The sequence below is a fragment of the Streptosporangium sp. CA-115845 genome (assembly GCF_050943795.1).
In the GTDB taxonomy this organism is placed as follows: Bacteria; Actinomycetota; Actinomycetes; order Streptosporangiales; family Streptosporangiaceae; genus Streptosporangium.
In genome coordinates this window covers 3,592,151-3,604,200 of sequence record NZ_CP191988.1, presented here as the reverse complement: position 1 = coordinate 3,604,200, position 12,050 = coordinate 3,592,151, and the positions used below count along the sequence as shown (strand labels likewise).

The 12,050-nt window shown below is 70.3% G+C and carries 9 protein-coding genes; 3 read left to right on the top strand and 6 right to left on the bottom strand.

Going from position 1 to position 12,050, the window contains the following annotated elements; genetic code table 11:
* Nucleotides 1–11: 11 nt before the first annotated feature.
* Genes argB through argC form a run of 3 tightly spaced genes read right to left on the bottom strand, consistent with a single transcriptional unit; the run spans nt 12 to nt 3,111 of the window.
* Nucleotides 12–941, bottom strand: coding sequence for an acetylglutamate kinase (gene argB / locus ACQP0P_RS18545; RefSeq protein WP_433378287.1), 930 nt, complete (start codon nt 939–941; stop codon nt 12–14).
* Nucleotides 938–2,092 (bottom strand): bifunctional glutamate N-acetyltransferase/amino-acid acetyltransferase ArgJ, encoded by a 1,155-nt coding sequence (argJ, locus tag ACQP0P_RS18540; protein WP_433378284.1) that lies wholly within the window; start codon nt 2,090–2,092, stop codon nt 938–940. The genes argB and argJ overlap by 4 nt, the downstream gene beginning before the upstream one ends.
* The gene (gene argC / locus ACQP0P_RS18535) at nt 2,089–3,111 is read right to left on the bottom strand and encodes an N-acetyl-gamma-glutamyl-phosphate reductase (RefSeq protein ID WP_433378281.1); all 1,023 of its coding nucleotides are present in this window, start codon (nt 3,109–3,111) and stop codon (nt 2,089–2,091) included. Before argC ends, argJ begins: the two co-directional genes overlap by 4 nt.
* Before the next feature lie 271 nt (nt 3,112–3,382).
* Here argC and ACQP0P_RS18530 point away from each other — a divergent pair, with 271 nt between their 5' ends.
* The 3 genes from ACQP0P_RS18530 to ACQP0P_RS18520 all read left to right on the top strand — a co-directional run bounded on the left by ACQP0P_RS18530 (nt 3,383) and on the right by ACQP0P_RS18520 (nt 7,092).
* Entirely contained in the window at nt 3,383–5,044 is a 1,662-nt protein-coding gene (locus ACQP0P_RS18530) for a class I adenylate-forming enzyme family protein (RefSeq protein WP_433378278.1), read from the top strand.
* 80 nt (nt 5,045–5,124) lie between these two features.
* On the top strand, nt 5,125–6,435 hold the full coding sequence (locus ACQP0P_RS18525; protein ID WP_433378275.1) for an MFS transporter: 1,311 nt from the start codon (nt 5,125–5,127) through the stop codon (nt 6,433–6,435).
* 78 nt (nt 6,436–6,513) lie between these two features.
* Nucleotides 6,514–7,092 carry a Uma2 family endonuclease gene (locus tag ACQP0P_RS18520; RefSeq protein WP_433381958.1) on the top strand — a complete coding sequence of 193 codons (579 nt, stop codon included), beginning with the start codon at nt 6,514–6,516 and terminating at the stop codon, nt 7,090–7,092.
* A 116-nt stretch (nt 7,093–7,208) separates the two neighbouring features.
* Here ACQP0P_RS18520 and pheT read toward each other — a convergent pair whose 3' ends face one another.
* The 3 genes from pheT to ACQP0P_RS18505 form a co-directional block, all read right to left on the bottom strand.
* On the bottom strand, nt 7,209–9,737 hold the full coding sequence (gene pheT, locus ACQP0P_RS18515; RefSeq protein WP_433378272.1) for a phenylalanine--tRNA ligase subunit beta: 2,529 nt from the start codon (nt 9,735–9,737) through the stop codon (nt 7,209–7,211).
* A complete protein-coding gene (gene pheS, locus ACQP0P_RS18510) occupies nt 9,737–10,786 on the bottom strand; it encodes a phenylalanine--tRNA ligase subunit alpha (RefSeq protein WP_350956993.1) in 1,050 nt (349 codons plus the stop codon). Before pheS ends, pheT begins: the two co-directional genes overlap by 1 nt.
* A 121-nt stretch (nt 10,787–10,907) precedes the next feature.
* Nucleotides 10,908–11,990 (bottom strand): ATP-binding protein, encoded by a 1,083-nt coding sequence (locus ACQP0P_RS18505; RefSeq protein ID WP_433378269.1) that lies wholly within the window; start codon nt 11,988–11,990, stop codon nt 10,908–10,910.
* Nucleotides 11,991–12,050 lie beyond the last annotated feature (60 nt).

Genomic DNA, 12,050 nt, shown 5'->3' with positions numbered 1-12,050 from the left:
TTCCTGCGGGCTCACGTGTCGTTCCCCTTCAGCTGGGCGGTGGCCGTCGCCGCGGGGGCGTCCGGCAGCACCATGGTTCCTATGCCCTTGTCCGTGAAGATCTCCAGCAGCACCGAGTGGGGCACCCTGCCGTCGAGTACGTGGGCCTGCGGCACGCCCCCCTGGACGGCGGTCAGGCACGCCTCCATCTTGGGGATCATGCCACTGGACAGGGTCGGCAGGAGCTTCTCCAGCTCGGTGGCGGACAGCTCGTCGATGACCTCGTTGTCAACGGCGTCGGGGCTCCAGTCACGGTACAGGCCCTCGACATCGGTCAGGACGATCAGCTTGGACGCCTGGAGCGCCACGGCGAGCGCGGCGGCGGCGGTGTCGGCGTTGACGTTGTAGACGGTGCCGTCCTCACTGCGCGCGACCGATGAGATCACCGGGATCCGCCCGTCCTCCAGCAGCGCCCGCACGGCTCCGGCCTCGACGTTGACGATGTCGCCGACCTGGCCGATGTCGACACTGGCGCCGTCGACGACGGCGTGCTTGCGCACGGCGGTGAACAGGTGGGCGTCCTCGCCGGACATGCCGATGGCGAACGGCCCGTGCCTGTTGATCAGACCGACCACGTCGCGGTTGACCTGGCCGACGAGGACCATCCTGACGACCCGCATGGCCTCGGGGGTGGTGACCCTGAGCCCGGCGGTGAAGGTGGACTCGATGCCGAGCAGGTCGAGGTGGGCGTTGATCTGCGGGCCTCCCCCGTGCACGATCACCGGCCTGAGCCCGGCGTAGCGCAGGAAGACGACATCGGCGGCGAACTTCTCGCGCAGGTGCTCCTCGGTCATCGCGTTGCCGCCGTACTTGATGACGACGGTCGCACCGTGGAAGCTGGCGAGCCAGGGCAGCGCCTCGATCAGCGTGGTGACCTTCGCCAGGGCCTCGGTCCGCCTCATGAGGAGTACGCCGAGTTCTCGTGGACGTACTCGGCGGTGAGGTCGGTGGTGTGGATCGTCGCCGAGTGCGGGCCCGCCGACAGGTCGATGGTGATCGTCACATCGCGTGAGGTGAGGTCGACCTTGGAGCGGTCGTCGCCCGCGGCACCACCCCGGCAGATCCAGATGCCGTTGATGGCCACGTTGAGCCGGTCGGCCTCGAAGACGGCGTCGGTGGTGCCGACGGCCGACAGCACCCGGCCCCAGTTGGGGTCCTCTCCGTGGATGGCGCACTTGAGGAGGTTCGACCGGGAGACGGTACGGCCGACGGTGACCGCGTCCTCCTCGGAGACGGCACCGACGACCTCGATGGCGATCGCCTTGGAGGCGCCCTCGGCGTCCAGCAGCAGCTGGCGGGCGAGGTCGGCGCAGACCGCGAGGAGGACCTGCTCGAACTCGGCGAGGTCGGGAGTGATACCGGAGGCGCCGCTGGCCAGCAGCAGCACCGTGTCGTTGGTGGACATGCAACCGTCGGCGTCGAGCCGGTCGAAGGTGACCCGCGTCACCTTGCGGAGCACCTCGTCGAGCCGTTCGGCGGGCAGGTCGGCATCGGTGGTGATCACCGAGAGCATGGTGGCGAGGCCCGGGGCGAGCATGCCCGCGCCCTTGGCCATGCCGCCGACCATGTAGCCGCCGGCGCCCTTCCTGAAGGAGATCTTCGAGACGGTGTCGGTGGTGCGGATGGCGTCGGCGGCGGCCAGTCCGCCATCCCTGGCGAGCTGTGAGACCGCGAGATCGACCCCCGCCAGCAGCGGTTCCATCGGCAGGCGCTCACCGATCAGACCGGTGGAGCAGACCGCGATCTCGCCGGCCGAGTCTCCCAGCGCCTCGGCGACCTTCTCCGCGGTGGCATGGGTGTCCTGGAAACCCAGCGGCCCGGTGCAGGCGTTGGCGCCGCCGGAGTTGAGGACCACCGCGTGGACCCGGCCTCCGGACAGCACCTGCGCGGACCACAGGACGGGCGCGGCCTTCACCCGGTTGGCCGTGAAGACTCCCGCCGCGGCGCGAGAGGGGCCGTCGTTGACGATCAGTGCCAGGTCGCGGGCGGCACCGGACTTGATTCCGGCGGCGACACCCGCCGCCCGGAAGCCGAGGGGGGCGGTCACGCTCATGGGGCGACTCCATTGAGAGGAAGGCCTAGCTCTTCCGGCAGGCCGAGGGCGAGGTTGGCGCTCTGGATGGCCCCGCCCGCCGTTCCCTTGGTCAGGTTGTCGATGGCGACGACGGCGACGACGCGGCCCGCACGCTCGTCCAGGACCACCTGGAGGGCGGCGGTGTTGGCTCCGAGAGTCATCGAGGTCGCGGGCCACTGGCCCTCGGGGAGCAGCCGCAGGAACGGCTCGTCCTTGGTGGCGACCTCGTACGCCTCGCGCAGGACCGCCGGGGTGAGGCCCGCTCTGGCGGGCGCGCTGCAGGTGGCGAGGATGCCGCGGCTCATCGGCGCCAGCACGGGGGTGAAGGAGACGGTGACCGGCTCACCCGCCAACGGGGAGAGGTTCTGCTCCATCTCCGGGGTGTGCCGGTGGACACCGCCGACGCCGTACGTGCTGGCCGAGCCCATCACCTCGCTGCCCAGGAGGTTCGGCTTGGGCGCCCGGCCCGCTCCGCTGGTGCCGCTGGCGGCCACCACCACCACGTCGGGCTCGACGAGGCCGGCGGCGAAGGCGGGGAACATCGCCAGGGTGACCGCCGTCGGGTAGCACCCGGGCACGGCGATCCTGGAGGCCGCGCGCAGTTCCTCGCGCCGGCCCGGCAGTTCGGGCAGCCCGTACGGCCAGGTGCCGGCGTGGGTTCCGCCGTAGAAGTGCTCCCAGGCGGCGGGGTCGGCGAGCCGGAAGTCGGCGCCGCAGTCGACGACGAGGGTGCCGTCACCGAGTTGCTCGGCGACGGTGGCCGACTGGCCGTGCGGCAGGGCGAGGAAGACGAGGTCGTGGCCGCCGAGGGTCTCGGGGGTGGTCTCCAGCAGAATCCGGCCGGCCAGCGGGGTCAGGTGTGGCTGGTGGGCGCCGAGCGCTGTGCCGGCGCTTGAGGCCGCGGTCAGCGCGCCGATCTCGATGCCGGGGTGGGACAGCAGCAGGCGCAGGAGCTCACCCCCGGCGTAGCCACTGGCACCCGCGATCGCCGCTCTCATCGGCCCCCCTGATCTCTGCATGTTCATACACACTCACTCATGCTCTTGCTAGAGAGATTATGCATCTCCAGGGATTGTCATGCAAGCCGGTTATGTGGGGGTTACCGGCCCGCGGAATACCCCAGAGCAGCGGAAAAGTCGTAAAAATCATGCTTTTTGGCTCGCGATTGCGGGGACTGGGCAATCATTTGCGTTTCGGCATTGTTGTGCATACCTACCGGTCAGTATCGTGGCGACCTCCGGTCCTTCCACCCTTCGGGAGTGCGAACGCATGACTGTCACCCATGACCAGGTCCAGGCTCAGCTCACCGGTCCCGGACAGCTTTTCGAGATGGATGAGGTCCCCAGCCACGGCGGGACCGTCAAAACCTGGAAGCACGCCCCCCGTGACTTCCGGGCGCTCCTCGAGACGAGCCGGTTTCACGGCGACAAGATCTTCCTGACGTACGAGGGCGAGCACATCACCTACGAGGAGCACTTCAGGCGGGCGGCCACGCTCGCACGGCGCCTGGTGGACGAGTACGGCGTGGCCAAGGGCGACCGGGTCGCCATCGCCATGCGCAACTACCCCGAGTGGGTGATCGCCTTCTCGGCCGCGCTGGCCATCGGGGCGATAGCCGTTCCACTCAACGCCTGGTGGACCCCGCAGGAACTGGAGTACGGCCTGTCGGACTCCGGCGCCAAGGTGCTGATCGCCGACGGCGAGCGGGCGGCCGGGCTCACCGGCCTGCCTCCGGCGCTGATCGTGACCCGCGGCGAGGTGCCCGAGGGCGCCCGTTCGCTCGAGGACGTGATGGGCGCGGTGAAGGCGGACGTGACGCTGCCGCCGGTCGACCTCTCCCCCGAGGACCCGGCAACGATCTTCTACACCTCCGGCACCACGGGCCGCCCCAAGGGCGCGCTCGGCAGCCACCGCAACGTCGGGCAGTCGCCCATGACCGTCGCCTACAGCATGTATCGCAGCGTGGTCAGGGCGGGCAGGGACCCGGGCGAGGCGGCCGGACAGCGCCGCGTCACCCTGCTCACCGTTCCGCTCTTCCACGTCACCGGCTGCTTCGCGGTGATGACCACCACCATGTTCAGCGGGAGCGGCCTGGTGCTGATGTACAAGTGGGATCCGGGTCGCGCGCTGGAGCTGATCGAGCGTGAGAGGATCACGGGGCTCACCGGCGTGCCCACCAACGTGTGGCAGCTCCTGTCCCACCCCGATCTGAACAGGTACGACATCTCCAGCCTCAACGCCCTCGGGTACGGCGGCGCTCCCGCCCCGCCGAAGCTGCTGGAACGCATCACCGAGCAGCTGCCCAGCCGCGCCCCCTCCAACGGGTACGGCATGACCGAGACCACGGCGCTCACCATCAACAACGCCGGCACCGACTACCTGGCCAAGCCCGACAGCATCGGCCTGCCGATGGCCGTGGTCGAGGTGAAGATCTCCGATCCGCTCGGCGACGAGCTGCCGGTCGGCGCGGTCGGCGAACTCTGCCTGCGCGGACCGAACGTCATCCTGGGCTACTGGAACCGTCCCGAGGCCACCGCCGAGACCTTCGTCGGCGGCTGGCTGCACACCGGCGACCTGGCCAGGGTGGACTCCGAGGGGTTCGTGTTCATCGTGGACCGGGCCAAGGACATGGTCATCCGCGGCGGCGAGAACGTCTACTGCGCCGAGGTCGAGGCCGCCCTGTTCGAGCACCCGGCGGTCGACGACGCCGCGGTGATCGGCATCCCCCATGACGAGCTGGGCGAGGAGGTCGGCGCGGTGGTGCGGCTGTCGTCCCCGGCGACCGCCGAGGAACTGCAGGCCTTCCTGCGCGAGCGGATCGCCCCCTTCAAGGTCCCGGTCAGGTTCTGGGTGCGTGACACGGAACTTCCCCGCAACCCCGGTGGCAAGCTCCTCAAAACCCACCTGCGCAGGGAGGTCCTGGGCTCCTGACGCCCGCCGCGCCCGACCCGGCGGTGACCTGCCGGAAAATGAGTTGCCCCCGCGCAGGTCACCGCCGAGACTAGCTGTTCGTGCCAGGAAACGCTGACCGGTCCATCAGAACCCTGCTCCGTCGCCTGACGATGGACCTCAGCCCGCTCCGCGACTCCCGTGACTTCCGGCTGCTCTTCGGCTCCGGCGTCGTCACGATGTTCGGCACCTTCCTGACCCTGGTCGCGGTCCCGCTGCAGATGAAGGAGCTGACCGGCTCCTATCTGGCGGTCGGCCTGGTCAGCGTGGCCGAGTTCGTCCCGATGGTGGTGTGCGGGCTCTGGGGCGGGGCGATCGCCGACGCGCTGGACCGGCGCAAGATCATCCTTTACACCGAGGTGGGACTCTGCCTCACGGTCCTGGTCCTGACCGTCAACGCGCTGCTGCCCAAGCCGCAGGTCTGGGTGCTGTACGTGGTCGGTGCGCTCTCGGCCGGGCTGGGCAGCCTGCAACGGCCCAGCCTGGAGTCGCTGCTGCCCCGCGTGGTCAGGCACGACCAGCTGACCGCGGCCGCCGCGCTCAGCGCTTTCCGGTGGAACCTGGGCGCCATCGTCGCCCCGGGCCTCAGCGGCCTGATCGCGGCCTGGTTCGGCGTCGCCGTCGCGTACGGCGTCAACGTGGTGACCTTCCTGCTCTCCCTGGTCCTGCTGCAGATGGTGCGGGCCCAGCCGCAGCGGGAGAACGCCCCCGCGGCCTCGATCAGGTCACTGGTCGACGGGGTCCGCTACGCCGTGGGCCGCCCCGACCTGATGGGCACCTACCTGGTCGACGTCGCCGCGATGATCTTCGCCTTCTCCACCGCGCTGTACCCGTTCCTGGCCGACGAGCTGGGCGCCCCCGAGGCTCTGGGGCTCTTCTTCTCCGCCTCGGCCGTCGGCTCGCTGATTGCCTCGGTCACCTCCGGCTGGACCAGGCACGTGCACCGCCACGGCCTCGGCGTGATCGTCGCGGCGGCCGTGTGGGGCGTGGCGGTGGCGCTGGCGGCGCTCATGCCCAGCATCTGGGGCATCTTCGCCCTCCTGGCCGTGGCCGGGGCCGCCGACATGATCAGCGGCGTCTTCCGCTCGACCATCTGGAACCAGACCATCCCCGACGAGTTCCGCGGCCGCCTGGCAGGCATCGAGCTGCTCTCCTACACCAGCGGCCCGATGCTGGGCAACGCCAGGGCCGGCCTGATGGCCCAGCTCGGCGGGACCCGCTTCTCCCTGGGCGCGGGCGGTCTGCTGTGCGTCGGCGCGGTGGCCGCGATGGCCGCGCTGCTGCCGAGGTTCCGCGACTACGACGCCCGCACCGACGAGCACGCGCTCAGGGAGCGCGCCCGCCGCGAGGAGATCGCTCCCGTCCAGGGATAAGGCACCCGCAACCACCCTCACAGAACGGAATCCTGTTGCTACTGTGAGGTCATGACGGTCGACGTACGGAGCCCCGAGATGACGGAGTCCTCGCTGCCCGACTGGGTGTTCCCCCCGCCTGGGGGATTCACCGCCGAGGATCTCGATCGCATTCCGCAATTACCCGCACACACAGAGTTAATCGATGGAAGCCTGGTCTTCGTGAGTCCTCAGGCTTCTTTTCACATGCGAGCGGTGGATCTGCTGGTCGACGCCCTCCGTCACGCCGCGCCCGCCGATCTTCGCGCGCGCCGGGAGATGAGCGTCGTGCTGGGCAGGCAGCAGCGGCCCGAACCGGACGTGAGCGTCATTCACGCCTCCGCCGAGCACAGCCCGGAACAGACCTTCTACCGGGCGGAGGACATCGTGCTGGCCGTGGAGGTCATCTCACCGGACTCCGAGCGGCGCGACCGCGACCGCAAACCGACGTTGTACGCCGAGGCGGGCATCGCACACTTCTGGCTGGTCGAGAACCAGTCGGGAAGGCCCGCGGTCTACGTCTACGAGCTCGACCCGCTCGCCCGGTCCTACGTTCTCACCGGCATCCACCACGACCGGCTCAAGATCTCGGCCCCCTTCGACATCGACATCGATCTGACGGAGATCGACCGGCTCTAGGCTCCGACCCACGGATCCTGCCGCAGGGCGGAGACGCGTCCGGAACCGAAACCACGGATCGTGAAAGCAGCGAAAAGGGGGCTCGGGGCATGCCCCGAGCCCCCTTCGTGGACCGGTCAGACGCCGCGCAACCGCGCCCCGGTGCGCTCGGCGGCCAGGGCCACGGCCGCGTCACGGGCCGCGGTGGTCTCCTCCACCGTGAGCGTCCTGTCGGCCGCCCGGAAGCGCAGGGAGTAGGCGAGAGACTTTCTGCCCTCGCCCACCTGGGCACCGGCGTAGACGTCGAACAGCCGGATCGACTCCAGCAACTCGCCCGCGCCCTCGCGCAGCGCCGCCTCCACCGGGGCCACCGGGGTCGCCGCGTCAACGATGAGCGCGACGTCCTGGCTCGCGACCGGGTAGCCGGAGATCGCCGGCGCCTGCGACCGGCCGACCGGCGACTGCTCCAGCCGGGTCAGCTCCAGCTCCATCGCGCAGGTGCGCGGGGGCAGGCCGTACGCCTCGACCACGCGCGGATGCAGCTCGCCGGCGTGACCGACGAGCACGTCACCGGCGTACAGCGCGGCGCAGCGGCCCGGGTGCCAGGGCTCGTGCCGGTCCGCGCGGACGTCGAGGGTGACGCCGGCCTCGGCGGCCACCACCCGGGCCGCCTCGACGGCGTCCGCCCAGTCGGCTCCCCTGCCCTTGCCCCACCAGCCGGACGGCTCGAACTCCCCGGCCAGCACGACCCCGACCCGCAGCGGCTGGGCCGGCAGCGCGGACTCGATCGAGGCCAGCTCCTCCGGGCTCGGCCTGCGGCCGACGCCCAGCACGGGGGCGACGGCGGGCGCGTCCGGCGAGGGCCGGTAGACCAGGCCCGTCTCGAACAGCGCCACATCGCCGAAACCCCGGCCCACGTTGCGGACCAGCGTCTTGAGCAGACCGGGCAGCAGGGTGGTCCGCATCAGCGGCTCGTCCTCGCTGAGCGGATTGGCCAGCCGTACGGCCAGGCGGCGCGCGTCGTCGGCGGGCAGTTGCAGGTTGTCGAAGTCGCGCTCCCCGCTGAACGGGTAGGAGAGGATCTCGACGTAGCCGGCGGCGGCCAGTGAGCGGCCGACCCGGCGGCGCAGGCGCTGGCTCTCGGTGAGACCGGCACCCGCGGGGGCCGCGGGCAGGATCGAGGGCAGGTTCTCGTAGCCCTCCAGCCGGATGACCTCCTCGGCGAGGTCGTTCGGGTCGGTCAGGTCAGGCCGCCACGAGGGTGGGGTGACCACCAGCATGTCGTCGCCGGTCACCGCGAGCTTCGCGGCGATCCCGTCGGCGGCGGTGCCGCCGGTCTCGGTGGCGGAACTCTCGACCGCGCAGCCGACCTGCTCCAGGCAGCGGATCACCGTCTCCCGGTCGTAGACGGTGCCCGCGACCCTGCCGGGGTAGCCGCTCGGGATGGCGACACGGACCGGCTCGACCTCCACCTCGGCGTGGGTGACGCCCGGCTGGATCGTGCCGCCGCCCAGCTCGGCCAGAAGCTGAGCCGCACGCCAGGAGGCGTACAGCGGAAGCTCCCGGTCGACGCCCCGCTCGAAGCGCTTGGACGCCTCGCTGACCAGGTTGTGCCGGCGCGACATGCGCGCGATGCCGCTGGCGGAGAAGTGGGCGGCCTCGATCACGATGTCGGTGGAGGCGTCGGAGATCTCGGTGTGCAGGCCGCCCATGGTGCCGGCCATCGAGATCACGCCCGACCCGTCGGTGATCAGGATGTCGTCCGGGTGGAGCTTGCGGACCACGTGGTCGAGGGTCTCCAGCGTCTCCCCGGGTTCGGCCCTGCGCACCACGATCTCACCGGTCAGCCTGGCGGCGTCGAAGGCGTGCAGCGGCTGGCCGAGCTCCAGCATGACGTAGTTGGTGACGTCGACGGCCAGCGAGACCGGGCGCATACCGGCGCGGGTGAGCCGCGCGCGCATCCACAGCGGGCTGCTCGCCGACGGGTCGAACCCGCGGATCTCGCGGAGCACGAAGCGGTCACAGGCCGACGGGTCGGCGATCGAGGCCGGGTAGGCGGGACCGGACGCGACGGGGGGGGAGACGTCCGCCGGGTCGATGAACGCCGAGTCGAAGGCGGCGGCGGCCTCGCGGGCCACGCCCCGGATGGAGAGCGCGTAGCCGATGTCCGGGGTGATCTCAAGCTCGATCACGTCGTCGCGCAGGCCGAGCAGCTCGACCACGTCGGCGCCGATCGGAGTGTCCCCGGGCAGCACGAGGATGCCCGGGGAGGAGTCGGCCACCCCGAGCTCCGCCTCCGAGCAGATCATGCCGTCCGACAGGCGTCCGTAGGTCTTGCGGGAGGCGATCTCGAACCCGCCGGGCAGCACGGCGCCGGGCAGCGCGACCGGGACACGGTCGCCGGCCTCGAAGTTGGTCGCACCGCAGACGATCTCGCGAGGCGCGGCCTCCCCCGCCTCGACCTGGCAGTGGCGGATGGGCTTCTTGAAACCCTCCAGGGTCTCGATGGAGAGCACCTCGCCCACCACGACGTTCTTGATGTCGTGGCCGTAGGAGATGACGGACTCGAGCTTGAGCCCGGCCGCGGTGAGCTTCTCGGCGATCTCGTGCGCCGTGACGGCGGGGAGATCGACGTACTCCCGCAGCCATGAAAGCGAGACCTTCATCAGACCTCCATTCCGAAGGGGAGCGTGAAGCGGACGTCTCCCTCGACCATGTCGCGCATGTCCTCGGCGTTGTGGCGGAACATCAGGGTGCGTTCGACGCCCATGCCGAAGGCGAAGCCGCTGTAGCGGGCGGGGTCGACACCGCAGGCGATGAGCACCCGCGGGTTGACCATGCCGCAGCCGCCCCACTCGATCCAGCCCTCCGACTTGCAGGTGCGGCAGGACGGGTTCCCCGGCACCGCGGAGGCACCGCGGCAGACGAAGCACTTCAGGTCCATCTCGGCCGAGGGCTCGGTGAACGGGAAGTAGTTGGGCCGGAACCGGGTGGTGATGCCCTCACCGAACATGACCTCGGCGAACCGGTCGAGGGTGCCCTTGAGATGGGCCATGGTCAGGCCCTCGTCGATCGCCAGCCCCTCGACCTGGTGGAAGACCGGGGTGTGGGTGGCGTCAAGCTCGTCGGTGCGGAACACCTTGCCCGGCGAGATCACATAGATCGGAAGCTCCCTGCTGAGCAGCGCCCGGATCTGGACGGGAGAGGTCTGGGTGCGCAGCACCTTGCCCGAGTCGACGGACTCCACGAAGAAGGTGTCGTGTTCCGAGCGCGCCGGGTGGTCGGCGGAGATGTTCAACGCGTCGAAGTTGAACCACTCCCCCTCCAGTTCGGGGCCCTCCGCCACCTCGTAGCCCATCGCGACGAAGGCGTCGGCTATGCGCTCCTGGAGGGTGGTCAGCGGATGCCTGGCGCCCCTGGAGGCGCGGCCAGAGGGCAGCGTGACGTCGACGGTCTCCTCGACGAGGACCCGCTCGTCGCGCTCGGCCTCCAACTGCGCCTGCCGTTCGGCGAGAGCGTCGGCGACGGCTTTGCGGGCACCGCCGATACGCTTGCCCGCCTCGGCGCGGGCCGCCGGGGGCAGGGCGCCGATCTCGCGGTTGGCCAGGGCGATCGGTGAGCGGTCACCGGCGTGCGCGAGGCGCACCTGCTTGAGTTCTTCGAGGTCGCGCGCCGCCTTGACGGCGTCGATCGCGTCGGCCTGCATGCGCGCCATCTCATCGGCGTGCAGCGGGGTCACCTCGACCGGGTCGTAGTTTGACAAGAGAGAGCTCCGAATCCAGGGCTTGAGCGGCCACGAGTCTAGTCGGGTAAGCCCACCGGGCTGGCATTCACGCTCAGGCGAAGTCAGGGGTGCCGGTGGGCACCATAAATCGAAACTCGGCGCCGCCCTCGGGTCCGCGCTGCACGGAGATGGTGCCACCGTGAGCCTCGATCAGCCCCTTGACGATGAACAGGCCGAGCCCGGTGCCGCCGCGGCGGCGGGCGTTGCCCCGCCAGAACTGCCGGAAGACGCGCGTGACCAGCTCGGGCGGGATGCCCTCTCCCTGGTCACGGACGGACACGGTCACTCCCCATTCGCTCGGTTCGACAACTATTGTCACCGTACCGCGCCCGTGCCGCACCGCGTTTTCCACCAGGTTGGCAAGCACCTGATCGATCTTGTCCTGGTCGAGCCAGGTCTCGGGCAGTTCACCGCGCACCTGGAGCAGGAAGCGGTCGTTCGGCTCACCCGCCGCCACCCGCCCCGCGATGACCTTGGAGATCCTGGCCGGGATGTCGACCACCTGGCGATGGATCTCCAGCCGCCCCGACTCGATACGCGAGACGTCGAGCAGCTCGGTGATCAGCCTGGTCACCCGGTCGGCGTCGGCGTTGACCGTCTCCAGCATGACCAGCTTCTGGTCGTCGGTGAAACGGGTCCACTTGGCCAGCAGGGTCGCGGTGAACCCCTTGACGCTGGTCAGCGGGGAGCGCAGCTCGTGGGCGACCGTGGAGACCAGGTCGGCGCGGCTGCGCTCCAGGCGGGCACGGGCTCCGGCGTCACGCAGCGTGATGACCACCCGGACCACCTCGCCGCCCCGCAGGGGCTCTCGCACCAGCCGGGCGGCCACCAGCATCTCCTGGCCACCGAGGGTGCGCAGCGGCAGCTCGGGCTGGCGGGTACGGGTGCGCAACCCGCCGTAGGTGTCGAGCCACTTCCACCAGTCGCGCCCGTCGTGGTCGTGGAAGGAGAACACGTCGCGCAGGTGCCGCCCCGCGGCCTGCTCGCGGGTGACCCCGGTCAACCGGGCCGCGGCCCGGTTGACGGTCAGCACATGGCCGTCTCCATCGGTCACCACGAGGCCGTCGGGAAGCTCGTCGACGTCGATCACAGAAGCGGGATCGGTGCTCCGCTCGCCGGTGTGTTCGCCGTGCACGACCCCGCCTCCTCGACGCTACATGGCCGACAATAGCGGGTTTCCCGCGTCGTACGGCAG